Genomic DNA, 24,989 nt, shown 5'->3' on the forward strand with positions numbered 1-24,989 from the left:
CAGGTATCGCTCACACCACTCGCTGATTTGGACCCTGGAAAGCAGGTCGGTCAGCAGCTATTCACCGATGGGAGCACCTCATGAGAAAACTGGTTTTGTTGCTCGGCCTTCTGATGGCGTCGCTCTCCGCACTGGGAGCAGACATGTCCAACGGAGCCGATAATTTTTACAAAAGCGAGAAGGTCACGATGCAAAAGGTGACCTTCAAAAATCAGTACCGGATGAATACGGTAGGCAATCTGTATGTCCCTAAAGCTCTGAAGCCCGGCAGCAAAAGCGCAGCGATTATCGTTGGCCATCCCATGGGGGCGGTCAAAGAGCAGAGTTCGAACCTGTATGCCCAGAAACTGGCGGAGCAGGGCTTCGTGACACTTGCGATCGATCTGTCGTTCTGGGGCGAAAGTGAGGGGCAACCGCGAAACGCGGTTGCGCCAGAAATCTATGCTGAAGACTTCAGTGCCGCTGTGGATTACCTCGGTACCCAGACATTTGTTGATCGGAGCCGGATAGGCGTCCTGGGCATTTGTGGCAGCGGCAGCTTCGTCATTAGCGCGGCCAAGATCGACCCTCGGATGAAGGCCGTTGCCACGGTCAGCATGTACGACATGGGCGCAGCCAACCGAAACGGCTTGAAGCATTCCGTCACTGTCGAGCAGAGAAAGCAAGCTATCGCCGCCGCTGCCGAGCAGCGATACGTTGAGTTCACAGGTGGCGAAACCCAGTACACCAGCGGAAGCGTCCATGAGATGACTGACACATCCAACCCCATCGAGCGCGAGTTCTACGATTTCTACCGCACACCACGCGGAGAGTTCACGCCCAAAGGTCAGTCACCGTTACTGACCACTCACCCGACGCTCACCAGCAATACCAAGTTCATGAACTTCTATCCGTTCAACGATATCGAGACGATCTCGCCGCGCCCAATGCTGTTCATTGCCGGGGAAAATGCTCACTCGCGTGAATTCAGTGAGGAGGCCTATCGACTGGCCGGTCAACCGAAAGAGCTTGTCATCATTCCAGGTGCGGGCCATGTGGATCTCTATGACCGGGTCGACCTTATTCCGTTTGCCAAGCTGACCTCGTTCTTCCAGACCCACCTCAAGTGACGCGCTGAGCCGCGGATCTTTCATCACTCTACGTGCCCAAAAAACGATTCCGACGCCACGCGCACGTTGCTGGCGTTGGAGCTTTTCGTGTTGGAGAACATCAGATGAGCAGCACCACCTTTCCTATCCAGGCCGCGAATCGACAGGTATGGGGAGCCGTCCTCGCGATGTCGCTGTGCGCGTTTGCCCTGGTGACTTCGGAGTTTCTGCCGGTGAGTTTGCTCACACCGATTGCGACGGATCTCGCGCTGACGGAGGGGCAGGCCGGACAAGCGATTTCCATTTCAGGCCTCTTCGCGGTCGTCACCAGTCTCTTCATTTCTTCAGTCATCCGTCGACTCGACCGAAGGCCCGTTTTGCTTTTCCTGACCGGCTTGATGATTGCCTCGGGCACGCTCGTCGCCTTTGCCCCGAACTATTCGACACTGATGGTGGGTCGCGCCATTTTGGGAATTGCTATCGGTGGTAGTTGGTCAATGTCGACCGCCGTCATGATGCGGATTGCACCTGAGCATTTCGTGCCTAAGGCCATCGCTTTGATCCAGGGCGGCACCGCACTCGCCACTGCAGTCGCGGCGCCGATTGGCAGTTACATGGGTGGGTTGATCGGCTGGCGAGGTGCGTTTTTCTGCGTGGTTCCGCTCGCCGCGTTGGCGCTGTGTTGGCAAGCATTCACGTTGCCGAAAATGCCTGGCCAAAATGAGTCTGGCTCTGTAACGGATGTGTTTCGGCTATTGGCTAATGCGAAAGTCTCGCTGGGCATGGCAGCCGTGGCATTTTTGTTTATGGGGCAATTCGCGTTGTTCACCTATCTGCGTCCGTTTCTGGAGTTGGTGACCTGCGTTGATGTATCTGGACTCTCCCTGCTGTTGCTGATCATAGGAGTGGCAGGATTGGTGGGCACTATGGTGATCGGCCCGGTGTTGCACAGAAGCCTTCATCGAGTGCTGATGATCATCCCATTGTTGATGTCGGGGCTTGCTGCGGCTCTGCTCGTATTTGGCGGCTCAATGTGGGCGACAGCCGTTCTGCTGGGTGTATGGGGCCTGATCGCTACGTGCGCACCTGTCGGCTGGTTCACATGGTTATCGCGCACGCTTCCAGAGGATGCCGAAACCGGAGGTGGTCTGATGGTGGCGGTGATTCAGCTGGCGATCACACTCGGCGCGACCGTGGGCGGGTTGCTTTATGACGGAGTTGGCTACCAGGCAACGTTCATCGCAAGTGGAGTATTTCTTTTACTGGCAGCGGTGCTCGCGCTGTTTGTCTCGCGATCGGATGTGCCCTTATTGCGATGACAATGCCGCTGTTGCCAAGAACTCAAATATCGCACAACAGACGCTGTGTAATGGCGAGCAATAAACGGCATCGACCGCTTGGGGCTCAAAGATGGAATCACACTGGATGACGATGCGCATCATCCAGTGTGCTCCAGGTTTTACAGGATGTTCAGCGGATAGCTGATGATCACCCGGTGTTCGTCGCTATCCCGTTGCGTGGACACTCCAGTGCGCAGCGAGGCGTGGCGCAGGGCAATGCTCAGGTCTTTGAGCGGACCTTGCTGGACCACATAGCTCATGGTCAGGTTACGTTCCCACTCTTTCTTGTCGCCATCCGGGGTGCGGATGTTCGAGCCGCTTTCGTACATGCCCATGAAGCTCAAGCCCGGAACCCCGATCCGCGCAAAATCGTAGCCATAACGAACCTGCCAAGTGGTTTCCCCGGCGCGCTGGAACTTGCCGATCATCGACTCCGTCATGAAGTAGGCGGTGGAACCGTCCCCCTGGTTCAACCAGACCGCATCGCTGTCGCCACTGACTTGTTGCAAACCGGCTGCGAAGGTGTGGCCGTTCAAGAGGTAAGTGAATTGTGCGCTGTCCAGGCGACTGTCGACCTTGCCTTTGGTAACGCCATTGCCGTAGTAGCCGAAGGTGTAGAAATCAGGGTCATGGCCGTTGGCGCCATCGGAACGGTTGTCGAAATGACGCAAATCCGTACGCAGGGTGCCCGGGCCAACCGGCATATCGTATTTGAGCCCGAGGAAGTTCTGTTTGTAGAAGTCCTGCAGATTGCCGTAGTAGTACTGCAACGTCAGGTCTTTGGTCGCTTTGTAATCCACGCCGCCGTAGTAGAACTTATTCACGAACTCGCCGGTTTGCGGGTTGTTCGCCCCCGGAATGGACATGCCCATCTGGTTGCTTGATCCACGACCTTTTACGTGCTCCAACTGGCCGAGAGTGAACGTGAAATTCTCCAGATCTCTGGACTGAATCTGTCCACCATTGAAGGTTTGTTGCAGCAAGCGATCGGTGGACATCACCACCGGCAACATCGGCACCAGCGTGCCGTATTTCAATTCGGTGTTGGCAAACTTCGCCTTGGCCGTGAGGCCCAGGCTGCCGAACTCATCCACCGCACGGCCGTCGCTGTCGGTCGGGAAGATGTTGCCGTTGAAGGCCTTGCTTTCGGGGTTGTAGTGCCTGCCTTTGCCTGAGTCCAGCCGCACCCCGAACATGCCGATCGCATCCATGCCGAAACCGACGGTGCCCTGAGTAAAGCCGGACTGAAAATTGGCGATGAAACCCTGGCCCCATTCCTGTGTGTAATTGGGGGCGGCGGTACCGCTGCGGTTGTCGGCATTAGTGAAAAAGTTACGGGCCAGCACGCTGAGCTTGCTGTCTTCTACCAGGCCGGCGGCGTAACCCTGTTGAGCGATAATCAAGCCGCAAATGCCGGCCACTACTTTAGGTGCGCGATTGAAAAGCTCCATCGGAGTCATCCCCATGAGTTGTTGAATGTTGTGAGAGGCAGTCAAAAGCGGCAGTCAGGTTTTTATTGTTTTTCAGGAGCAGCGGTGGCCGGCAAAACGTTCAGTCTCACGGGCGGCAAGCGGTACAGGATGAACAGCGCCAACACGCCGAGCCCGGCGCACAGCAGCAGGCCGACGCCCACTGACTGGGCCAGTGCATCACGGGCCAGGTTCAGCCATTGAGGGTGTGAGAGCAGGTCAGCCTCGGGGCGCAAAAGGACCTGCGGGTCTGCGTACAAGGCCAGTCCGTCGAGGTGCCCTTGGGCCATGAAAATTCGTTGCAGGTTGGCGCTGTACAGCAGGTTGACCAATACGCCCATTCCCGCCGTTCCCAGCAAACCACCGACCAGGCGCAGCGATTGGGTCAGCGCCGTAGCGATGCCGAGGAACTGACGCTCGGCCAGGGTTTGGGTGAAGACGGTCAGGTTCAGCAGGATGAAGCCCAAGCCAACGCCCGCCAGCAGGATCAAGCTCAGTAGTGCATTAAACGAAGCGCTGCGTCCGGCGATGGCCAGCCCGAGGCAAGCCAGTAGCAGCGCGACAAAACCACCCAGCGGCAACAGGTTTGGATTGCGCAAACGGGTAACGATCCGGCTGTTGACGATGGCACCCAAGGTGATGCTCAGCGCCAGTGGCGTAATCAGCAGGCCGGCATCCTGGGGCGTGTAGCCATAGCTGCCTTGCAGTAACAGCGGCAGATAGAACAACAGCGAAAACATGATCGCCCCGGCCGCCATCGACAGCAGAAACAACAGGCGCATGCTCGGCAATCCGAGTAACGCTGTCGGCAGTAGCGCGTGTTGGCAGCGTCGTTCCCAGTGCCATAAGGCGAGGGTGGCCGCGATGCAGCTCAGTCCCAGCGCCGCGCTCAGGATCAGACTGGAGTGGCCCAACCATTCGACGAACAACTGCAGGCTGCCCAGCGCCAAGGCAATCAGTAATGCGCCGGGCCAGTCGAGGCTGATCTTCGCTCGTTGCTGCGGGCGGTAATAAGGCAGGTAGCGCCAGGCAAAAAACAGCGCCAGGCAGCCCAGCGGCAGATTGATATAGAACACCGAACGCCAACCGTAGGCCCCGGTCAGATAGCCGCCCAGTCCAGGCCCGATGGCGTTGACCACACTGAACAAGGCACTGAGCAACATTTGCCAGCGCAGGCGTTGGCGGGTGTCGGGAAACAGTTCCGGGATGCAGGCGAACGCGGTGCCGATCAGCATGCCGCCGCCGACGCCCTGCAAGGCACGGCCAATCACCAGCCACAGCATGTCGTTGGCCACGGCGCAGGCGAGCGACGCCAGGGTGAAGATCACAGTGGCGGCGATCACGAAGGGTTTGCGCCCGTAATAATCGCCCAGTCGACCGAAGATCGGGATGGTGACAATCGACGCCAGCATGTACCCCGTGGCCACCCAGGCGTAGAGCTCGAAACCCTTGAGCTCGGCGACGATGCTCGGCAAGGCATTGCCGATCACGGTCTGGTCGAGCGCTGAAAGCATCAGCACCAGTGAGATGCCGAGCATTGCCAGCAACGCTTGCCGAAAGCTCAGGGGCGGGTGGGTCGCCACGGTCATGGTCGTTCCTCAGCTCAACGCCGTGACGGCAGCGGCAATCCGCGAACAACCTTCGTCGAGGGTCTTTATGTCGGTGGCGATCGACATCCGGAAGAACGGCGCCAGCCCATACGCGGTCCCGGCGACCACAGCCACACCCTGGCTCTCCAGCAGGTACATGACCACGTCGTAGTCAGTGTCGAGGTGTTTGCCTTGAGGGGTCGATTTGCCCAGCAGCCCCGAGCAGTTCACATACAGATAAAACGCGCCATCGGGCTTGCGGCAACTCAAGCCATCAATTGCGTTAAGCAGGTCCAGGCAACGATCCCTGCGCTGCTGATACACCGCCACGCTTTCCTTGACGAACGTCTGGTCGCCGTTGAGCGCTTCGACCGCCGCGGCCTGGCTGACAGAGCAAGCGTTGCTGGTGGATTGTGATTGCAGGGTCGCCATGGCGCCGATCAAATCAGCCGGGCCGGCGGCGTAGCCGATTCGCCAACCGGTCATGGCGTAGGTCTTGGACACACCGTTGACCACCAGGGTGCGCTCGGTCAGCGCAGGTTCGATGGCGAGGATGTGCGGGTTGGCCAGACCTTCATAGCGGATGTGTTCGTAGATGTCGTCGGTCATCAGCAACACCTGCGGATGATCGAGCAGCACATCGGCCAAGGCGCGCAGTTCGGCGGCGCTGTAGCTGGCGCCGGTCGGGTTGCTCGGTGAATTGAGCAGCAGCCAGCGAGTGCGTTCGGTGATCGCGCCACGCAGTTGCGCCGGGGTCAGCTTGAAGGCGTGTTCTTCCGGGCAGGCGAGGGTGACCGGTTCGCCTTCGCAAGCCAGCACCATGTCCGGGTACGACACCCAGTACGGCGCCGGAATCAGCACCTCATCGCCCGCGCCGAGGGTGGCTGCAAAGGCATTGAAAATCGCACTCTTCGCGCCGCTGGTGACCAGAATCTGATTCGCCACATAAGTCAGGCCGTTTTCCCGGGCCAGCTTGTCGACGATTGCCTGACGCAATTGCGGCGTACCGGCATTTTGTGTGTAGCGGGTTTCGCCACGTTCGATGGCGGAACTGGCCGCTTGCCGAATGTGCACCGGGGTATCGAAGTCCGGTTCGCCGACCACCAGATTGATGATGGATTTGCCCTGCCGGCGAAGTTCGTTCGCACGGTCGGAAGCGGCGCTGCTTGGGGACGGCTTGATGCGTTGCACACGGGTGGCGATGCGGGAAGCGGTCACGTGTCGTTCCTCGTTGATGGCGTTGACGAGGTCCTACAGTACGAGCCGCCAACAGGGCGGCCATAAGACGAGATCGTTCTGGTCGGATAGGAATCGCTTATGGCTGGAACTGAACAGAGCTTGCACCAGGTTGGTGCGATCAAGCCTGTATGAGCGTGACGGGGGTTGATCGAGGTCGCCACGATCCAGCCATAGCGAAGGCTTATGGCTGGGCCTTGGCATTCACCCCGCGCGCGCGGTGTCCGGGCTGGCCTGGCTCTTGCTAACGCCTGAAGGCTGTACCCCTTTTACGAGCAAGAGCACCGCCAACGTGAACCTGCGCCGCTTGAAGTATTTCGTGAAACTCGTCGATATCGGAAGCATGACCCAGGCTGCCGATGTGCTGCATGTCGCGCAACCGGCACTCAGTCAACAATTGGCCACGCTGGAAGCCGAGTTGCAGCAGCAGTTGCTGATTCGGACCAAGCGCGGTGTCACCCCGACTGAAGCCGGGAAGGTGCTCTACGGTCATGCGCAAATCATTTTGCGTCAGTGTGAGCAGGCCCAAAGCGACATCAATGCCACCGGGCATGCCTTGTCCGGCCAGGTGTCGGTCGGCCTGGCGCCGGGCACTGCCGCCTCGACACTGTCGTTGCCCCTGTTGCGCCGGGTGCGCGAGCGCCATCCGGGCATTTTGCTGTACCTCAATGAAAACTTCGGTACCACCCTGAGCGAACTGATCATGAACGGTCGGATGGATATGGCCGTGCTGTATGGCGGGCGTGAAGTGCATGGCTTGAGCTTCGTCTCGCTGCTGCGCGAGAACCTTTACCTGGTGAGCGCCGATCCTGCTGTCAGCACACTCGACGAGATTCCCCTGGCCGAACTGGCGGACATGGACATGCTCCTGCCGCGTCCCTACAACGTCATGCGGCGGTTGGTAGACGAAGCCTTCCAGCGCATCGGCATGAGCGCGCGGGTGGTGGCAGAAATCGAATCGTCGATCACCCTGACCGCCGCCGTTGCCGAGCACTTCGGCTCGACGATACTGCCCGAATCCTCGGCGCGGGTAATGGTTGCTGGTACGTCGATGCACATGTGCCGGATTGTCGATCCCGAAGTCGAAGCGCCGCTGGCCCTGTGTCTGTCCGGTCACTTGCCGTTGTCGGTGCCCGCCCAGGCAGTCAAGGCGATCCTGCTGGAACTGGTCGCGGAGATGCGTGGCAGCTTGATCTGAGCGGTCATAAGGACGGCTTATCACCCCAAAGCCAAAGCGTCTTGGTCGCCGCTGGACGGGCTCGCTACATTGACCCCATCCACTCAGACACGCTCGACAGGCAGGGGCCCACGCATGGATTCAGAACGCATCAAGGGGTTGATCGATTTGCTCGCCGAATCCGATTTGCTCGAACTGAGTCTGACCGAAGGCGACAGTACGATTCGCCTTTTCAAGCAGGCTGGAAAAGTCGTGGCAGCCGAGGCGCAGGCCGATCCATCGCCATTACCATCCGAGCAATCACCGACTGTGGCGATCCCGTCGGTGACGGCCGCGGAGATCAAGGCGAGCCTTTATGGCGTGCTGCATCTGACGCCTGCCGTCGGGGAGGCACCCTTCGTTGTTGTCGGCGATCAGGTCGAAGCAGGGCAAACCCTGGCGGTCCTCGAAGCGATGAAAATGTTCCACCCGGTCAAGGCCAAAATCGCCGGTCAGGTCACCGCGATCCTTGCCCGCAGTGGCACCGAAGTCGAAGCCGGACAGTCGCTGTTCCGCCTCGGCTGATCCAAAGCCCATCCTCTTTCAGGTGAATTCAATGTTCGACAAAGTGCTGATCGCCAACCGTGGCGAAATCGCCCTGCGCATTCAGCGTGCCTGCCGCGGCCTGGGGATACAAACCGTGGTCGTGCACTCCGAGGCCGATCGTCACGCACAGTATGTGCAAAACGCCGATCAAGCCCTGTGCATCGGTCCGGCGTCACCCAGCCAGAGTTACTTGAACCAGGCGGCGCTGCTGTTCGCGGCCAAGGTCAGCGGTGCACAGGCGATCCATCCGGGTTACGGTTTTCTGTCGGAGAACGCCGGGTTTGCCGAGCGCATCGAAGCTGCCGGCCTGACCTTTATCGGGCCGAGCGCCGCGTGCATTCGCACCATGGGCGACAAGGTCGCGGCTAAACGGGCGATGCGTGAAGCCGGCGTGCCCTGCGTGCCGGGGCCGGATACGGTGATGCCCACCGACGATGCCAGTATTCAGGCGATTGCCCGTGAAATCGGTTACCCGGTGATCGTCAAAGCCGCTGGCGGCGGCGGGGGGCGTGGCATGCGCGTGGTGAAGGAAGAGAGCGAATTGCTCGACGCCATCGCACTGACCCGTGAAGAAGCGCGGCTGGCCTTCGGCAATCCGGAACTCTACATCGAGAAGTTTCTCGGCCATCCACGGCATGTCGAAATCCAGGTGCTGTGCGATGCCCATGGCCACGCGATCTGGCTGGGTTGCCGCGATTGTTCGTTGCAGCGTAGGCACCAGAAAGTCCTGGAAGAAGCGCCGGCGCCGGGCATTGATCCCGAGCTGATCGCCAAGGTCGGTGAACGCTGTGCTGCCGCGTGCCGGCAGATCGGCTATCGGGGCGTCGGCACCTTCGAATTCCTATACGAGGACGGCGAGTTCTTCTTCATCGAGATGAACACCCGGCTGCAAGTTGAACACCCGGTGACGGAGATGACCACCGGCATCGATATCGTCCAGCAGCAATTGCGCATGGCCCGTGGCGAAATGCTGGAGCTGCGTCAGCAGGACGTCCAGCTCAATGGCCACTCGCTGGAATGCCGGATCAACGCTGAAGACCCGATCACCTTCATGCCGACGCCGGGGCTGATCCAGCGTTGGGAAGTCCCTGGTGGCTTCGGTGTACGGGTCGATTCCCACGTCACCACCGGGTATCGGGTGCCGCCTTACTACGACTCGATGGTGGCGAAGGTCATCACCCACGGCGCGACACGCGATGAGGCCATGGCGCGGATGCGCCTGGCCCTGAGCGAGCTGGTCGTGGAAGGCATCTCGACCAATATCCCCCTGCACCGCGACATTCTCGAAGACCCGGCGTTCTGTGCCGGGGGCGTGGACATTCATCACCTGGAGCGCTGGCTGCAACAACGGAGTCCGACATGAGTACTGCACCTGAATCGCCACGTCCGCACATCAGCTTGCTGGGGTCCACGGCCTTGTTGTTCGAAGCCCCGGGCGAGCTGGATCTGGCACCGCAACAACGCATTTGGAGCCTGGCCTTGACGGTCGGGGAGTGGACCGAGATTCACGAAGCGGTCCCGGGCATGAATAACCTGATGCTGACATTTATCAGGCCGCCGCGTGACCTCAATGGGTTGTGCGAGCGATTGCTTGAGGCCTGGGAGCAGAGCCCGCCGCTGCCCCTCGAAGGGCGCATCGTCGAGTTGCCGGTGGTGTATGGCGGTGAATTTGGTCCACACATCAATGATGTGGTGGCGCACACCGGGCTGGACATCGAGACCATAGCCAACCTGCATTGCGAGCCGCTGTACCCGGTGTATGCCTTGGGCAGCCATCCCGGCTATTGCTACCTCGGCGGCATGGATTCGCGGCTGGCCACGCCGCGACGTCAAGTGCCGGTGATCAGCATTGCCGCCGGCTCGGTGTCGATTGGCGGGGTGCAGACCGGCGTCTCTGCCTCCGCCGGTCCCAGCGGCTGGAACACCATCGGCCGCACCGAAATGTCGTTTTTTGACCCGACCCAAACCCCTCCGGCGATGCTCAGGCCGGGCGACATGTTGCGCTTGCGCATCGAGAGGATCATTCGATGATCGAGATTTTATCGGCAACCGCCCTGGCCACGGTGCAGGATTTCGGCCGCTTTGGCAGCCTCGGCTACGGCGTTGGAACCTCTGGCGCGATGGACCATCTGGCGCTGGCGTTGGGCAATCTGCTGCTGGGTAATCCCGAAGACGCGGCGGCCATCGAAATCCCGCTGTTTCCGTTCGAGGTCCGGTTTACGCAGGACTGCGCGTTTGCGTTCACCGGCGCGGCTTGCGAAGCGACCCTGGACGGTCAGCCATTGTTGCCATTCTGGGTAGCGCAGGCTCGGGAAGGCCAAGTGCTGAACCTCGGCTATCCCACCTCTGGCAGTCGTGCGTATCTGTGTCTGGCTGGTGGCGTGGATGTACCGCAGGTGCTTGGCTCGCGCAGCACGCAATTACGCGGTGAGTTCGGCGGTTTGCAAGGGCGGGCGTTGCAGCAGGGCGACCGGATCTCGGCGCTGCGTCCAGGCGTCAGTGCGCTGCCAACGGATTTCGGCGTCGTGTCCCCGAGTCAGACGCTGGCGTTGCAGCTCGATGGATTGCCAGCGATGCGCGTACTGCCTGCGGCGGAATACGAGTGTTTTCTCGACGAATCCCGTGCGGCGTTTTGGGCTGGCGAGTGGAAGGTGACGACCCAGAGCAACCGCTACGGCTACCGGCTCGAAGGCGCGCCGATCTTGCCCAAGGCGCCGATGGAAATCCGCTCCCACGGCATCGTCCCCGGTGTGATCCAGGTGCCCCACGGTGGCCAGCCGATCATTCAGATGCGCGATGCGCAACCGAGTGGCGGTTATCCGAAATTCGGCACGGTGATCGAGGCCGACCTGTGGCGTCTGGGCCAGGCGCCGATCGGCAGCAAGGTGCGCTTTATCGAGTGCAGTTACGCCGAAGCTGTCGCTGCCCTGGAAGACAATTCGCGCTATCTCGCTGAGGTCGGCCGCTTGGTTGATCTTCACGGGCTGGCCTCGCGCTAAGGACATTCAGACATGACAAATCAGGAAATCCGCCAGTTGGCGGTGTGGCTCAAGGAGACTCACCTGGCTGGCGCGGAAATCCGTCGTCCGGGGCTGCACTTGGTACTCAAACGTAACGTCGATGCAGTCGCGGCACCCGTACAGATCACAACACCAGAGCCTTTGAAGGTGCCCGATGAGCAGCTGTTGAAGACCCCTGGCCTGGGTCGGTTGCTGCTGACGCACCCGCACCAGAGTGAGGTATTGGTCTCGGTCGGCAGTCGAGTGGAACAAGGGCAATTGGTCGCGCTGTTGCAAGTTGGCGATCTTCTGTTGCCGGTCCGCAGCCACAAGGCCGGACGGCTGGCGGCGGTGTTGACGGTGTGTGGCACGACGGTGGGCTTTGGCGAGGTGTTCATGCGCCTGGACGCGGCATGAGCCGACGAGGAAAGAAGCAATGAAAATTGATTTGAACGCTGATCTGGGCGAGGGCTTCGGGCCTTGGCGCATGGGCGAGGACGAGGCGTTGATGAGCCTGATCTCATCGGCAAACGTTGCCTGCGGTTTCCACGCTGGCGACCCGCTGATCATGGACAACACCGTGCGCCTGGCCAAGGCCGGTGGCATCGATCTGGGGGCCCATGTCGGCTTCCCTGATTTGATGGGTTTCGGCCGGCGACAAATGAACATCGAGCTCAAGGAGCTGGCGACCTACGTGGTGTATCAGCTCGGTGCGCTGGCCGGGATGGCCGCGGTCAACGGCCATCGCATGACCCACATGAGTTTTCACGGGGCGCTGGGCAACATGGTCGCCGCCGACGCAGCGCTGGCAGAGCCCTTGGTATGCGCAGTGGCGGCCTTCGATCCGACGCTGATTATCAGCTCATCGAGCAGTCGGGCCATCGAAAATGCCGCTGATAAATGTGGCTTGCGGGTCGCCACGACGTTCCTGGCCGACCGCGCTTACGACGATGACTGCCTGCTGGTGCCGCGCAAGGTGCCGGGCTCGGTGATCAAGGAACCGGCGGCTGTGCTGCAGCGGGTTCGGCAGTTGCTGGAGGAGGGCATCGTCACCAGCCTGAATGGCAAGCACATCGCAGTGCCGGCCCATTCGATCCTGTTGCACGGCGACACGCCTGGCGCGGTGGAACTGGCCCGCACCATCCGTCGAGAAATCGAGCAGGCGGGCGGTTGCATCACACCGATTTCGCAGTTGTTGGCGTAACGGTTGCACGGTCATAAGCAGGGCTTATTACCACACAGTCATTCCGTCTTGGTCCACGGCTTCAGGGCTGGATAGAGTCAAAGTCATCGCGATCACCGAGTGATCCGCACACGTAATACGAGGACACGTGCATGCCATTTTCAGATTACAAAACCGCGCTGGTGACCGGTGCTTCATCCGGGATTGGCGCCGCCGTCGTCGAGCGCCTCTGCCAGGAAGGCGTGCAGGTGCATGCCTTGGCTCGCAGCGCTGACAAGCTCGAAGAACTCGCTGCGAAAACCGGCTGCATCGCACATGCCATCGACGTGACCGACTTGGCCGGGTTGACCCGTCTGTTTGAAACCCAGCAGTTCGACATTCTGGTGAACAACGCCGGGGTCGATAAACCGGGTTCGATTCTCAAGGCGGATGCCGAAGGCATCGACTTGCTGATCGACGTCAACCTGCGGGCGGTCCTGCACCTAGCGCGTCTGGCGTTGCCGGGGATGGTCGAGCGTGATTGCGGGCACATCATCAACATCAGCTCGATTGCCGCCGCGTACAACTTTGGCGGCAACTCGACGTACCACGCTACCAAAGCGGCAGTGAGCATGCTCTCGCGACAATTGCGCATCGACGCCTTCGGCAAGCGGGTCCGGGTCACCGAGATCTGTCCGGGGCGGGTGGCCACTGACATTTTCGCTCACGTTCACGGCGACTCCGAAGAGACCTACAAGCGCTTCGTTGAAGGTTTCGAGCTGCCCCAGGCCAAGGACATCGCCGACGCCATCGCGTTTGCCATTGCCGCGCCGATTGCGGTCAACGTCGGGCACATGGAAATCACCCCGACCCTGCAAGTGCCCGGTGGTCTTTCCACGGCTCGCCCGCAGGATTACCAGGGCTGAGATCGTCCTGCGAAGCACGCACCAGAAGAACGGATCAATCCGTCATGCGGTACCCACGTCATGGCTCGCCAGACGCTTTCTATTTCTGCCCTAGCCCAATGCCCGTAGGGATTGACCATGAAGCATGACTTCGATTTGGCCGCGGTTCTGCAAGGCGAATATGCCGAGCTGATCGTCAAGGGCATCGAAACGACTCTACAACTGGCGCTGTTCGCCTGGCTGCTGGCGATGGCCCTGGCGCTGTTGCTGGTGACCGTGCGCCTGACCGGCAACAAGCTCGCTGATCGTCTGGTGGCGGGTTATGTGTCTTATCACCGTAACGTGCCAACACTGGTGCAATTAATGCTGTGGTACTTCGGCGTGCCGACGTTGCTGAGCCAATCCACCCAGCTATGGCTAGCGAACTACAGCACCGAATACCTGTTCTCGGTGATTGCCCTGGGGCTGTGCCAGGCCGCGTATTTTTGTGAAGACATCCGCAGTGGCCTGCGCGCCATCCCGGCCGGTCAGACTGAAGCGTCCCGAGCGCTCGGGTTGGGTTATGTGCGCTCGATGCGCTACGTGATCCTGCCCCAAGGCGTGCGCAATTGTTTGCCATCGCTGATCAACCACACCGTGCTGTTGTTCAAGAACACCAGCCTGGCCATGGCCATCGGTGTGGTCGAGCTGACTTACGCCACTCGCGAAGTCGAGAACTATACCTTCCGTACTTTCGAGTCGTACCTGGTTGCCACGGTGTTCTACCTGGTGTTTTCACTGCTGCTGATGGGGCTCGGCGCGCTGTTGGCGCGACGCTTCAACAAAGCGCTGGCGAGGTAGGCGAGCATGTTCGATCTCTTCTCGATTGTGCAAAACAACTGGACTCTGTTTCTGATTGGTCAGTACCCGCATGGCCCGTTGGGTGGCTTGGCCAGCACCTTGATTCTGGCGGCGCTGGCGCTGTTGCTGGCGTTCCCCTTCGGCTTGCTGCTGGCGCTGGCGCGTGTTTCGCCGTGGACCGGGCTGCGCTGGGCCGCGACGGTATGGGTTTATGTGCTGCGGGGTGTTCCGCTGCTGATGGTGATTTTCTGGACCTACTTCCTGGTGCCATTGCTGATCGGCCACAACATCACCGGGTTCGTCACCATGCTCTGCACCCTGGTGATCTACCAGAGCGCCTACCTGTGCGAAATCATCCGTGGCGGCATCCAGGCGTTACCGCCGGGTCAGTACGAAGCGTCCCGCGCACTGGGCCTCGGTTACCTGCGCACGACGGTCTGGGTGATCTTGCCGCAAGCGTTGTACAACGCATTGCCCAGCCTGATCAGCCAGTTCATCTCGATCATCAAGGAAACCTCGCTGGGCTATGTGATCAACGTCCAGGAAGTCACCTTCGCCGCCAACCAGGTCAACAACCAACTGCTGACCAAGCCGTTTCAGGTGTTTTTCATCCTGGCGATCATCTACTACCTGCTCTGTTTTGGCCTGACCCATCTGGCCGGCTGGGTGGAGCGCCGTATCGCTCGCAAGCGTCTGGGCAACGGCGGTCCGGCCGTGACTGCCGACCCTTTGCTGGCCACTGATAATTGAAGAGGGTTGCGACCATGCATCCAATGATCATGTTTTCGAATATCAACAAATGGTACGGCGAGTACCACGCACTGACCGACATCACCGCCGAGGTGAAACCCGGTGAAGTGGTGGTGTTGTGCGGGCCGTCCGGTTCCGGCAAGTCGACGTTGATCCGCACGGTCAATCGTCTGGAAGACATCCAGAAAGGCCAGATCCTGTTCGACGGTCAGGATGTGCACGGTACGGACGCGCACATCAATCGACTGCGCAGCCGGGTGGGTTTTGTGTTCCAGAGCTTCAATCTTTTCCCCCACTTGTCGGTGTTGGAAAACATCACCCTGGCGCCGAGCAAAATCCGCAACCTGAAAGGCTCGGTCGCGAAACAACAGGCCATGCAATTGCTCGATCGGGTCGGGCTGGCGCACAAGGCCGGCGCTTATCCGGCGCAGTTGTCCGGCGGCCAGCAGCAACGGGTGGCGATTGCCCGGGCGCTGGCGATGGAGCCGCCGGTGATGTTGTTCGATGAGCCCACCAGCGCGCTGGACCCGGAAATGGTCGGTGAAGTGCTGAGTGTGATGAAAGGCTTGGCCAAGGATGGCATGACCATGATGTGCGTGACCCACGAGATGAATTTTGCCCGTGAAGTCGCTGACACCATCTGGTTTATGGACGCGGGTCAGATTCTGGAAAAGAGCACGCCCGAAAGCTTTTTCAACCAGCCGGCGCACCCGCGCGCGCAACGCTTTATCGCCGACCTGCGTGCTCATTGAGCCGCTGCGGTTTTGCTCACTCTGCCATCCGACTTTCTCATCCCCGGAGTTTTTCCATGCGTATGAAGCATCTGTTTGTCACGCTGGCGTTAGGTCCTTTGGCTGCTGCGGTCGCTCAGGCCGATCAATTGAGCGACATCATGGCCAGGAAATCATTGAGCTGCGGCGTGTACGCCGACGTGCCGCCGTTCTCGGCGCCGGATCCGAAAACCCGCGAGTTGGTGGGTATGGATGTGGATTTGTGCAAAGCATTGGCCAAAACCATGGGCGTCGAACTGGAGCTCAAGCCAATGTCCGTCGAAGCACGGATTCCGGAAGTGAAAATGGGCCGCGTCGACGTGATCTTCGCTAACCTGGCCTACACCAAGACCCGGGCCGAACAGATCCAGTTCAGCGATCCGTACTACATCGCCAAGGAAACCCTGGTAGTGCGTGCAGTCGACGCCGATCAACCGAAAAGCTTCTTCAAGGACAAACGCATCAGCTCGACCAAAGGCTCGACCTCCGAGCAGTCGATCCGACTGGCCGGGGCCACGCCGGTGACGTTCCAGGACACCGGTTCGGCCTACATGGCCTTGCAGCAGAATAAAGTCGTGGGTTTGGTGACCAACACCATGACCGCGTTGAAACTGGTCGGGCAGGCCAAGGAAAGCGGTGTCGAACTGGCACTGGCCAAGGAGCCGATGGCGCTGGAACCGATTGGTGCGGGCATGCGTCGGGATGAGCCGGCGTTTCTGGCCAAGGTCAACGAATCGCTGGCGTCTATGGAGAAGGCTGGGGAGATTGACACGATCTGGGACCGTTGGATCGGCCCGAACACTGCCTACAAAATGGTTCGGGAAGACAAAGTACAAAGTCTCGATAAATTGAAGTTCGATCCGCTGCCTTAAGTCGAAAGCGGTATGAGCGCCCGGCTACCGGGCGCTTTTGCGCAATAGCTGAACAGATCCTGTCGGCCCGTCAGATTTCATCTTGTCTGACGCATTTGCGGCCTAGGATGAGGGGCGCACATTCGTATGGCCACGCGTCGAACCCACAGGAAACTGAGAAATGATCCCGAACCTCCTCAAAGTCGTGATGATCGCCGGTGCTTTGCTGTTGAGCGCTTGCTCGGGCGTGAGTACCAGCACGTGTTTCTCACAAGGTTGCCAATCTTTCGACGGCCATGGTGCCAACCAGTTGAAGTTCGGTGGAAGTGCGATCGGCAACAGTTTCAGTGAGTACAGTTCGGGGTTGTTGCACGATGACTGAGGTGTGACGCGACGGCGGGGGAGACCTGTGCCGGCTCACGTCATTGCCTGATGTCCCCGACGACCGCCGCGCAGCCGGACGCAGGCTGCGGGGATCGTGCGTTTGCGGCTATTTGGAGGCGGGCGTCGCTATCCATTGACCCAGAATTTTCTGGTAGTTGCCGGTGACCTTGGCCAAGTGCAGCCACTGATCGACGTACAACTTCCAGGTGATGTCATCACGGGGTAGCAAGTAGGCTTTCTCGCCGTACTGCATGAATTGGCTCGGGTTCACCGCGCACAAACCGGGTTTGAGTTTCTGCTGGTACAGCGCTTCCGACGCATCGGTAATCATCACGTCGGCCTTCTTGTCCAGCAGCTCCTGAAAGATCGTCACGTTGTCGTGAAGGCTCAACTGCGCCTTGGGAAGAAAGGCGTGGACAAACGCTTCGTTGGTGCCTCCGGCCGGTTCAACCAGGCGAACCGCAGGCTGGTTGATCTGCTCGACCGTCTGGTACAGCGCCTGATCTTCGCAACGCACCAGCGGGATCTTGCCGTCGACATCCAGCGTGGTGCTGAAGAAGGCTTTTTTCTGGCGTTCCAGCGTGACCGAGATGCCGCCGACACCGATGTCGCACTTGCCCGCCAGCATATCGGGCATCAGGGTTTTCCAGGTGGTCTGCACCCACTCGACCTTGACGCCCAGGCTGTCAGCCAGCGTGTGGGCCATGGCGATGTCGATGCCTGAATATTCGCCGTCTTCGGCTTTGTAGGTATAGGGTTTGTAATCGCCCGTGGTGCAAACCCGCAGTTGGCCTTGCTGGATGACGCTGTCCAGATGCGATGGCTCCGCCTGAGCAGCAAGAGATAGCGCGAGCAGGCCGCCGAGGATGAGTGTGCTTTTTATGGTTTTCATTGATATCCGGCTTCCGTGATGGATTTGATCAGGTTCTCGGCTTGGCGCTTACTGCGCTACGGCACCTGACGGAAAATACACGCTGAATACTGTCCCATCCTCCGGGTTCGAACTCACCGAAACATCCCCGCCGTGGGCCATGGCGATTTCCCGGACGATAAACAACCCGAGCCCGACACTGCGTACATCACTGTCGGTGTCTGTGTCTGTGCCACGAGTCATCGGTTCAAACAGAACTGCAATCAACGATGCTGGAATAACCGGCCCGTGGTTTTGCACCGACACCACGGCCTGATTCTCTTCCAGTCGCGAGGTAATGGTAATCGGCTGCGCCAGGTCACCATAGGCCACGCTATTGGCAACCAGATTGCCAATGATCTGCTGCACCCGATCCGCGTCCAGATTTGCGTTACCGGTGCCGATGGACTGATGCAGCAACGTCGCCTCGGGAAATGCCATGCGCAGCTCGTCGACGCTCTGTCTGACGAGCGTGTGCAAGTCCTGCGAAGTCGGAGAAACCCCGATGCCGCGCCCGACTCTGGCCAGCGCGAAGTCCAGGAGGTCGGCGATCATGCGCTGCGCGCGTTCCGCCGATTGGCTGATGTGGCCGAGCAGTTTGGTTTCCCTGGCAGTGCGCTCGCCTTGGGCGAGGATGTCCGAGGCCATTTTGATGGCGGTCAGCGGGTTTTTCAGGTCGTGGCTGACGATGGCGACCATTTGTTCGGCGAACGAGGCGCGTCGCTTGGCCTTTTCGTAGGCCCGGTTCAGTTGGGTCTGAGCGTCGAGAAGGGCGGCATCGGCCGCCATTTTCTCGGACAACAGGCCCTCCGCGAGTTTGCGCGCACTGAGCAGTTCACGTTCGTACTTGTCGCGGTCAATGGTGCCGAACAGCGCCAGTTCATTAAACGCACCGTTGGCGTGCTCGCGTCTGACCCCGTTGAGCAACATGGTGACCGTGTGTTTGTCGTGGTGAACCAGGTCGAGTTTTACTTCGGCCACGGAGCCTTGCATCTGCATCAGTGGCGCCCAGTGCGTCTGATGGAAAATGCGTCCGCCCATGGTCAGCAGGTCCTGAAAGCGCCGGCCAACCAAGGCTTGGGAATCGAAGCCGATCCAGTGGCAGAAGGTCTGATTGGCACGCAGCATCGTGCCGTCTTCTTTCGTCACCACGAGGCCGCAAGGTGCGCCTTCGAACAGCGTATGCGGGTCGGGCAGTGGCGGTTCGTCAGTCGACATGCGGGTCTATCCAGGGCGACAGGAAGCTGTCCATGGCCTCGGAGCAGGCGCAGGGCGCGCTCATGTGGGGACAATGGCCGACGTTGGCCACCAGGCAGAGCGTGCTGTTGGGAAGCACGCCATGCAGGTATTCGCCGACGGCAACGGGGGCGATGATGTCGTCGCTGGATTGCAGGATCAGGGTTGGCGTGGTCAGGCCCGCAACGTCTTCGCGGTTGTCGGACATGAACGTGACGCGGGCAAATTGCTTGGCGATCTCGGGTTCCGTACGGCAAAAACTGTTGGTGAGCTCTTCGCCCAGCGCTGGCTGCCCGGGTGCGCCCATGATCACCGGAGCCATCGTGCTGGACCAGCCGAGGTAGTTGCTGTCGAGGGTGTCGAGCAGTGAGTGGATGTCTTCGAGCTTGAAGCCGCCCACGTAGTCGTCGACATCGATATAGCAGGGCGAGGGACCAATCATGACGTGGGCAGCGATGGTGCCGGGGCGCTGACGATCCACCAGGGCACCGATCATGGCGCTGACAGAATGTCCCACCAGAATCACCGGGCTGGTGGCGAACTGATCGATGAGTTCGCCAAGGTCCTGGGCATACCCGGCCAGAGAGTTGTATTTTTCTTTGTCGTACGCCCCGAGGTCCGACTGCCCCGCGCCGACCAGGTCATACAATACGACCCTGCAACGCCCCGTGAAATGATCGACGAGGTAGCGCCACATGGTTTGATCGCAGCCAAAGCCATGGGAGAAGACCAGCGTCGCCGGACCGTCGCCCATCACTTTTATGTTGTTGCGATGTTGAAGGTCCATGTGAATTTCCCTGGTCGGGCCAAAAGTATTTTTGGCCACCGGGGGAGTTTAGATAGTCGCAGGCATCAGGTCACGCATTGCCTTGGAAAGAGGCGCTCCTACGGATCGACCCTTTCCGGGCTCAAAGTTCCCAACCAGGCGACCAACCCTACAATCAGCACCGCCGCCACCAGTTCCACGATCACGCTGCGCCGTAACGCATTCGCCGCCACCCGGTGCTGCCCGTCCCGCAACGACTGCTGCAAAAGCGGCCCGAGGTGGAAGCGGTTCAACGCGGCGAGCACCAGCATTCCGGCGAACAGTGCGACTTTGATGAACAGCAACACCCCGTAGGTGCTCAGAAACACCTCATCGAGCGTCGGCCCCACAATGAACAGGTAGTTCACGACGCCTGTGACCGTGATAAAGAGCACAATCAATGCACCGACCGTTTCGAACCGTGTCACCGTGCGAGCCAGCAACCGAATGCGTGCTTCGCTTTGCAGGGCATTGATTTTCGCCATCAACGCAAACGCCACCAAAGCCCCCAGCCACACGCCTGCCGCCAGCATGTGCAGAATATCGATGGTGAAATGCCAGGCACGGCGGCCCCCTTCGTCCATCGCCCCATGACCGCTCCAGGCCAGCGAGGCGAGGGCGATCGCGCCTGCCATCGACGCCACCAGCACGCTGACACCTGGCGCACGAGGGTGGTACAACATCGCCAGGCCGGCGACGACCAAGGCGACGAGACGCACGATCCAGGCAAATCCGACGTCCGTTTGCAACATCATCATCTCGATGTGCGGACGCAGTTCAGCAATGTCCGACTCACCGCTCATGGCGCTCGCCATCACCACCAGGCTGGCGACCGACAGCAGGGCGCCCAAGGCTGCCGTGCCCGCCAACATCGGGCGCAACGGCAACACGGTCCCCGAGCGCCGCTCCTGACCTTCAAGGCTGTACAGCGCAAACAGCGCCAACCCGAACAACAGCATCAAATCCACATACAGACCCAACCGCAGTGCAATACCGAGCGCTTCGTTCATCAATCACTTCACTTTGAACGTGACGTTGCCGGTGATCGGATGAGTATCGGAAGACACTGCGCGCCAGTCGACTTTGTAGCTCCCGGCAGACAGTGGTGTGAGCGGAGTGATGACCATGGTTTTCGGGTCACTGCCGCCCGAGACCTTGGCCTTCATCGGCATCGGGGAATGCGCCATGCCGGGCATTTCAGTCATCACCAGTTTCGCCCCGGAAAATTGCGTCATCAGGTTCTCGGAGAAGTGCAGTTCGATGGTGCTCGGCGCCGCGCCTTCCGCCGCGTCGGCCGGGTTGGAGGAGAGCAGTTTGGGGTGTGCTTGAGCGAGTGCGCTCATCAGCAGCCCAAGGGCAACAACTGTCGTTTTCATCATGCGCATGCAAGGCCTCTTACCGCTCGGAGCGGTTGTGTTTTGGAGTTGGATTAATGCGTTTAAAACCACAGCCGAACGCCGAGGACCAGGCGCGCTTCGCTGCGATCCTCACCTTCGGCGTTGGCGTAGTCGGCGGTTTTGCCGTAGGTGCGATTCCAGGTCACGCCGAGGTAGGGCGCGAACTCCCGACGGATTTCATAGCGCAGCCGCAGGCCGGCTTCGGTGTTGGATAGTCCGGAACCGATACCCCGTTGCGGGTCGTTTTGGCCATAGACGTTCAGCTCGGCCGTCGGCTGCAGAATCAGCCGGTTGGTGAGCAGGATGTCGTAGTCGCCTTCCAGTCGCACGGCGGTTTGGCCACCTTCACCGATGAACGCCGTGGCTTCGGTTTCAAAGTTATAGAGCGCCATGCCTTGCAAGCCGAAGGCGGCCCAGGTTTGCGGGGCGCCGGGTTTGAAGTCCTGGCGCACGCCACTCACCACGTCCCACCACGGGGAAATCGCATGCCCCCAAAGGGCTTGTATTTCGGCGTCCTCGGTCTTGCCGTTGAGGCGTTCGCCTTCGGAGCGTAGCCACAGTCGGTCGATGTCGCCGCCGATCCATCCGGAGACATCCCACGCCAAGGCGCTGCCGTTGTCCGCGTCCTGCCATTCGAGTTTGTCAGCGAGGAAGTAATAGTTCAGGGCGGTGTCATGCACGCCATGGCCGGTCGGGCTGGTGAATACGGCAGCGCGGTCGGCTTCGGTCAGTGCCGGTATCGGCGTGCGGCTTTCAGTCGGCGCGGCGGGCTGCATCTGACCGTCGTCCATGCTTTGCAATTGGCTGTCGTCCATGCCGCTCATCTGGCTATGGTCCATGCCCTGCATGTCGTTGGTGGCGGCTATCGCCGGCGAAGGCGTCAGGCTCGCGGTCACGAGTGCGCAAAAAATCAGCGTCAGTCTGTTCATGGTGTACACCTCATTCTTCCACGCGAACTTCACGGAACATGCCCATTTCCATGTGGTACAGGAGGTGGCAGTGATAGGCCCAGCGGCCAAGCGCATCGGCGGTGACCCGGTAGCTGCGTCGGGTGCCGGGCGGCATGTCGATGGTGTGTTTGCGCACCATGAACCGGCCGTTTTCGTCTTCGAGGTCGCTCCACATGCCGTGCAGATGGATGGGGTGGGTCATCATCGTGTCGTTGACCAGCACCACCCGCACCCGTTCGCCGTACTTGAGGCGCAGCGGCGCGGCGTCGGAGAATTTCACGCCATTGAACGACCAGGCGAATTTCTCCATGTGGCCGGTGAGGTGCAGTTCGATCGTGCGACCGGGCTCGCGACCATCCGGGTCTTCGAAGGTGCTGCGCAGGTCTGAATAGGTCAGGACGCGGCGGCCATTGTTGCGCAGGCCCAGGCCCGGGTCGTCGAGCTTGGGGGTGGGGCTCATGGCTTGCATGTCCACCAGCGGGTTGTCTTTTTCGGTGTCCGGGTGAGACTGCATGCCGGCCATGGCGCTGTGGTCCATGCCCGCCATATCGCCCATGCTGGCGTGGTCCATGCCGGCCATGTCCATGCCGCCCATGCCCATGTCGTCCATAGTCACCAGCGGTCGAGGGGCGAGTGCCGGAACCGGCGCGGTCGCACCGGCTTTAATCGCCAGAGTGCCTCGTGCAAAACCGCTGCGATCCATTGATTGTGCGAAGAGCGTGTAAGCCGCTTCGGTCGGCTCGACGATCACATCAAACGTCTCGGCCACCGCGATGCGAAACTCGTCGACGCTCACCGGTTTGACGTGCTGGCCATCCGCTGCGACCACGGTCATTTTCAGGCCGGGAATGCGCACGTCGAAATAGGTCATGGCGGAGCCGTTGATAAACCGCAGGCGCAGTTTCTCGCCGGGCCGGAATACCCCGGTCCAGTTCATGGCCGGTGCCTGGCCGTTCATCAAGTAGGTGTAAGTTGCGCCGCTGACGTCTGCCAGGTCGGTGGGGTTCATTTTCATCTCGGCCCACATCGTTCGATCGGCGACCGTGGCCCCCCAACCTTTCTCGCTGACGTCGTGGATGAAATCGCCCACGGTGCGCTTGTGCTCGTTGTAGTAATCGGACTGCTTTTTCAGGGTCTTCATCAGGCCGACGGCGTCTTCGTCGGTCCAGTCGGTCAGCATCACTACGTAATCGCGGTCGTACTGAAACGGTTCCGGCTCCTTGGCATCGATGACCAGCGGGCCGTATACGCCGGACTGTTCCTGAAAGCCCGAATGGCTGTGATACCAGTAAGTGCCGTTTTGCCTGACCTTGAATTGGTAGACGTACACGCCGCCCGGTTCGATGCCGTGAAAGCTCAGGCCAGGCACGCCGTCCATGTTGGCCGGCAGCAGGATGCCGTGCCAGTGAATGGAGGTGTCGACCTTGAGTGCGTTCTTCACGCGCAATGTGACGGTGTCGCCTTCACGCCAGCGCAGCAGAGGACCGGGAAGGCCGCCGTTGATGGTCATGGCGGTGCTTGGATGGCCGGTAATGTTGACCGCGGTTTCGCCGATCGACAGATCGAACTCGGTGCCCGCCAGCACTTGAGGTTCGCCAGGGCTGGTGACCGCCCAGACAGGCGTGCGCCATAAACCGAGGCCCGCGAGCAAACCGCTCGCGGCCAGGCCTTTAACAAAGGTGCGTCTTGTGGTGCTGGAGTGCATGCCGTTTACCCGGTCCGTCAACGTGGGAAGTTGACGGGGAGGCTAACGAGCGCTGCCTTTCAGAAGTCTGAGGCGGGGATTACAGTTTTGACAGGTTCACGCCGGGTTTACTTGCGCACAGTGTTTTTGCCGGCCGAGGCCATCGTGCCGCTGCCACAATTAATGTACGAAGAGGACTTCAGCCAGCGCTGATCCGGATAATAGGAAAACAGAAGCTGCCCATCTTTCATCGAATCGATCAGTCGACGAGCTACCGCCGGTCGGACAGCGGGGCAACCGAGGCTCCTGCCGATCCGCCCGTTGATGCGGGCAAGTACCGGACTGACGTAAGGTGCGCCATGGATGACGATTGCGCGGTCAAGCGCGTTGTCATTGAAGCCGGGCTCCAGGCCTTCCATGCGCAACGAGTAGCCGTTTTGTCCGACATAGCTCTGTTGCGTACGATATAGGCCGAGACTGGTGGCAAAGCTCTCGTTTTGATTGGAGAAGTTGACGGCCATGTTTTCGCCGCTGTTGCGTCCATGGGCGACGAGTTCATGAAACAGCAACTTGCGCTTCTTTAAATCGAACACCCACAGGCGTTGTTCGGTCGAAGGCAGCGAATAATCGATGATCGCCAGTCTTTGCACTGGGCCAGCGCCTTGAGCGATGCTGCATTGTGAAGCGCGAACGGCGAGGTTGATGACGTTGGCGTTAGCATTCGGAGCCGCTTTGATGAGGGCGGCGGAGAGCGAATCGGCGTAGGCTGACGGTACGGACATTGCAATAAATAGCAGGCCCGCGAGTAGATAGCCAAAACGTAGTGGCGCCATATAGATGTCTCATCATGTTAAGTTCGAGT

26 protein-coding genes are annotated in these 24,989 nt (G+C 60.1%); 15 read left to right on the plus strand and 11 right to left on the minus strand.

Annotated elements, in window-relative coordinates; all coding sequences use genetic code 11:
* Window positions 1-80: 80 nt before the first annotated feature.
* Both K5K95_RS18605 and K5K95_RS18610 read left to right on the plus strand, forming a co-directional pair.
* Window positions 81-1,109, plus strand: a complete 1,029-nt coding sequence (locus K5K95_RS18605) for an alpha/beta hydrolase (protein ID WP_222585506.1) — start codon at window positions 81-83, stop codon at window positions 1,107-1,109.
* 104 nt (window positions 1,110-1,213) lie between these two features.
* Window positions 1,214-2,407 carry an MFS transporter gene (locus K5K95_RS18610; RefSeq protein ID WP_222585507.1) on the plus strand — a complete coding sequence of 398 codons (1,194 nt, stop codon included), beginning with the start codon at window positions 1,214-1,216 and terminating at the stop codon, window positions 2,405-2,407.
* A 140-nt stretch (window positions 2,408-2,547) separates the two neighbouring features.
* Here K5K95_RS18610 and K5K95_RS18615 read toward each other — a convergent pair whose 3' ends face one another.
* The 3 genes from K5K95_RS18615 to K5K95_RS18625 form a co-directional block, all read right to left on the minus strand.
* A complete protein-coding gene (locus K5K95_RS18615; protein WP_222585508.1) occupies window positions 2,548-3,879 on the minus strand; it encodes an OprD family porin in 1,332 nt (443 codons plus the stop codon).
* Between the two features lie 62 nt (window positions 3,880-3,941).
* Entirely contained in the window at window positions 3,942-5,486 is a 1,545-nt protein-coding gene (locus K5K95_RS18620; protein ID WP_222585509.1) for an MFS transporter, read from the minus strand.
* A gap of 9 nt (window positions 5,487-5,495) precedes the next feature.
* Window positions 5,496-6,704, minus strand: coding sequence for an aspartate transaminase (locus tag K5K95_RS18625; protein ID WP_222585510.1), 1,209 nt, complete (start codon window positions 6,702-6,704; stop codon window positions 5,496-5,498).
* A 310-nt stretch (window positions 6,705-7,014) separates the two neighbouring features.
* Here K5K95_RS18625 and nac point away from each other — a divergent pair, with 310 nt between their 5' ends.
* From nac to K5K95_RS18690, 13 genes are all read left to right on the plus strand, one after another.
* A complete protein-coding gene (nac, locus tag K5K95_RS18630) occupies window positions 7,015-7,920 on the plus strand; it encodes a nitrogen assimilation transcriptional regulator NAC (protein WP_222585511.1) in 906 nt (301 codons plus the stop codon).
* A gap of 114 nt (window positions 7,921-8,034) precedes the next feature.
* Entirely contained in the window at window positions 8,035-8,463 is a 429-nt protein-coding gene (locus K5K95_RS18635; RefSeq protein ID WP_222585512.1) for an acetyl-CoA carboxylase biotin carboxyl carrier protein, read from the plus strand.
* A 31-nt stretch (window positions 8,464-8,494) separates the two neighbouring features.
* Window positions 8,495-9,847 (plus strand): acetyl-CoA carboxylase biotin carboxylase subunit, encoded by a 1,353-nt coding sequence (gene accC / locus K5K95_RS18640; protein ID WP_222585513.1) that lies wholly within the window; start codon window positions 8,495-8,497, stop codon window positions 9,845-9,847.
* Window positions 9,844-10,515 (plus strand): 5-oxoprolinase subunit PxpB, encoded by a 672-nt coding sequence (gene pxpB / locus K5K95_RS18645; protein ID WP_222585514.1) that lies wholly within the window; start codon window positions 9,844-9,846, stop codon window positions 10,513-10,515. The genes accC and pxpB overlap by 4 nt, the downstream gene beginning before the upstream one ends.
* Window positions 10,512-11,483: a biotin-dependent carboxyltransferase family protein gene (locus tag K5K95_RS18650; protein WP_222585515.1), complete on the plus strand. Its 972-nt coding sequence runs from the start codon at window positions 10,512-10,514 to the stop codon at window positions 11,481-11,483. Before pxpB ends, K5K95_RS18650 begins: the two co-directional genes overlap by 4 nt.
* Window positions 11,484-11,495: 12 nt before the next feature.
* Window positions 11,496-11,900: an acetyl-CoA carboxylase biotin carboxyl carrier protein gene (locus K5K95_RS18655; RefSeq protein ID WP_222585516.1), complete on the plus strand. Its 405-nt coding sequence runs from the start codon at window positions 11,496-11,498 to the stop codon at window positions 11,898-11,900.
* A 19-nt stretch (window positions 11,901-11,919) separates the two neighbouring features.
* Entirely contained in the window at window positions 11,920-12,687 is a 768-nt protein-coding gene (locus K5K95_RS18660; RefSeq protein ID WP_222585517.1) for a LamB/YcsF family protein, read from the plus strand.
* Window positions 12,688-12,818: 131 nt separating this feature from the next.
* Entirely contained in the window at window positions 12,819-13,571 is a 753-nt protein-coding gene (locus K5K95_RS18665; RefSeq protein ID WP_208672112.1) for an SDR family oxidoreductase, read from the plus strand.
* Between the two features lie 117 nt (window positions 13,572-13,688).
* Window positions 13,689-14,390 (plus strand): amino acid ABC transporter permease, encoded by a 702-nt coding sequence (locus tag K5K95_RS18670; protein WP_222585518.1) that lies wholly within the window; start codon window positions 13,689-13,691, stop codon window positions 14,388-14,390.
* Between the two features lie 6 nt (window positions 14,391-14,396).
* On the plus strand, window positions 14,397-15,140 hold the full coding sequence (locus tag K5K95_RS18675) for an amino acid ABC transporter permease (protein ID WP_222585519.1): 744 nt from the start codon (window positions 14,397-14,399) through the stop codon (window positions 15,138-15,140).
* Window positions 15,141-15,163: 23 nt separating this feature from the next.
* Window positions 15,164-15,892 carry an amino acid ABC transporter ATP-binding protein gene (locus tag K5K95_RS18680; protein WP_222590367.1) on the plus strand — a complete coding sequence of 243 codons (729 nt, stop codon included), beginning with the start codon at window positions 15,164-15,166 and terminating at the stop codon, window positions 15,890-15,892.
* 56 nt (window positions 15,893-15,948) lie between these two features.
* Window positions 15,949-16,782, plus strand: a complete 834-nt coding sequence (locus K5K95_RS18685) for an ABC transporter substrate-binding protein (RefSeq protein WP_222585520.1) — start codon at window positions 15,949-15,951, stop codon at window positions 16,780-16,782.
* A gap of 160 nt (window positions 16,783-16,942) precedes the next feature.
* The gene (locus tag K5K95_RS18690) at window positions 16,943-17,143 is read left to right on the plus strand and encodes a hypothetical protein (RefSeq protein WP_222585521.1); all 201 of its coding nucleotides are present in this window, start codon (window positions 16,943-16,945) and stop codon (window positions 17,141-17,143) included.
* Between the two features lie 108 nt (window positions 17,144-17,251).
* Here the strand turns inward: K5K95_RS18690 and K5K95_RS18695 are convergent, their stop codons facing one another.
* The 8 genes from K5K95_RS18695 to K5K95_RS18730 form a co-directional block, all read right to left on the minus strand.
* Window positions 17,252-18,037 carry a transporter substrate-binding domain-containing protein gene (locus K5K95_RS18695; protein ID WP_222585522.1) on the minus strand — a complete coding sequence of 262 codons (786 nt, stop codon included), beginning with the start codon at window positions 18,035-18,037 and terminating at the stop codon, window positions 17,252-17,254.
* 48 nt (window positions 18,038-18,085) lie between these two features.
* Window positions 18,086-19,273, minus strand: coding sequence for a PAS domain-containing sensor histidine kinase (locus K5K95_RS18700; RefSeq protein WP_222585523.1), 1,188 nt, complete (start codon window positions 19,271-19,273; stop codon window positions 18,086-18,088).
* On the minus strand, window positions 19,263-20,078 hold the full coding sequence (locus K5K95_RS18705; RefSeq protein ID WP_222585524.1) for an alpha/beta fold hydrolase: 816 nt from the start codon (window positions 20,076-20,078) through the stop codon (window positions 19,263-19,265). The genes K5K95_RS18700 and K5K95_RS18705 overlap by 11 nt, the downstream gene beginning before the upstream one ends.
* Window positions 20,079-20,176: 98 nt before the next feature.
* Window positions 20,177-21,106 carry a copper homeostasis membrane protein CopD gene (copD, locus tag K5K95_RS18710; protein ID WP_222585525.1) on the minus strand — a complete coding sequence of 310 codons (930 nt, stop codon included), beginning with the start codon at window positions 21,104-21,106 and terminating at the stop codon, window positions 20,177-20,179.
* A 3-nt stretch (window positions 21,107-21,109) separates the two neighbouring features.
* On the minus strand, window positions 21,110-21,481 hold the full coding sequence (gene copC, locus K5K95_RS18715) for a copper homeostasis periplasmic binding protein CopC (RefSeq protein ID WP_222585526.1): 372 nt from the start codon (window positions 21,479-21,481) through the stop codon (window positions 21,110-21,112).
* Window positions 21,482-21,534: 53 nt separating this feature from the next.
* On the minus strand, window positions 21,535-22,422 hold the full coding sequence (locus K5K95_RS18720; protein ID WP_222585527.1) for a copper resistance protein B: 888 nt from the start codon (window positions 22,420-22,422) through the stop codon (window positions 21,535-21,537).
* A gap of 10 nt (window positions 22,423-22,432) precedes the next feature.
* On the minus strand, window positions 22,433-24,148 hold the full coding sequence (locus K5K95_RS18725) for a copper resistance system multicopper oxidase (protein ID WP_222585528.1): 1,716 nt from the start codon (window positions 24,146-24,148) through the stop codon (window positions 22,433-22,435).
* A 107-nt stretch (window positions 24,149-24,255) separates the two neighbouring features.
* On the minus strand, window positions 24,256-24,960 hold the full coding sequence (locus K5K95_RS18730) for a murein L,D-transpeptidase catalytic domain family protein (protein ID WP_222585529.1): 705 nt from the start codon (window positions 24,958-24,960) through the stop codon (window positions 24,256-24,258).
* Window positions 24,961-24,989: the final 29 nt, after the last annotated feature.

Source organism: Pseudomonas sp. DR48, assembly GCF_019823085.1.
Taxonomy (GTDB): Bacteria; Pseudomonadota; Gammaproteobacteria; order Pseudomonadales; family Pseudomonadaceae; genus Aquipseudomonas.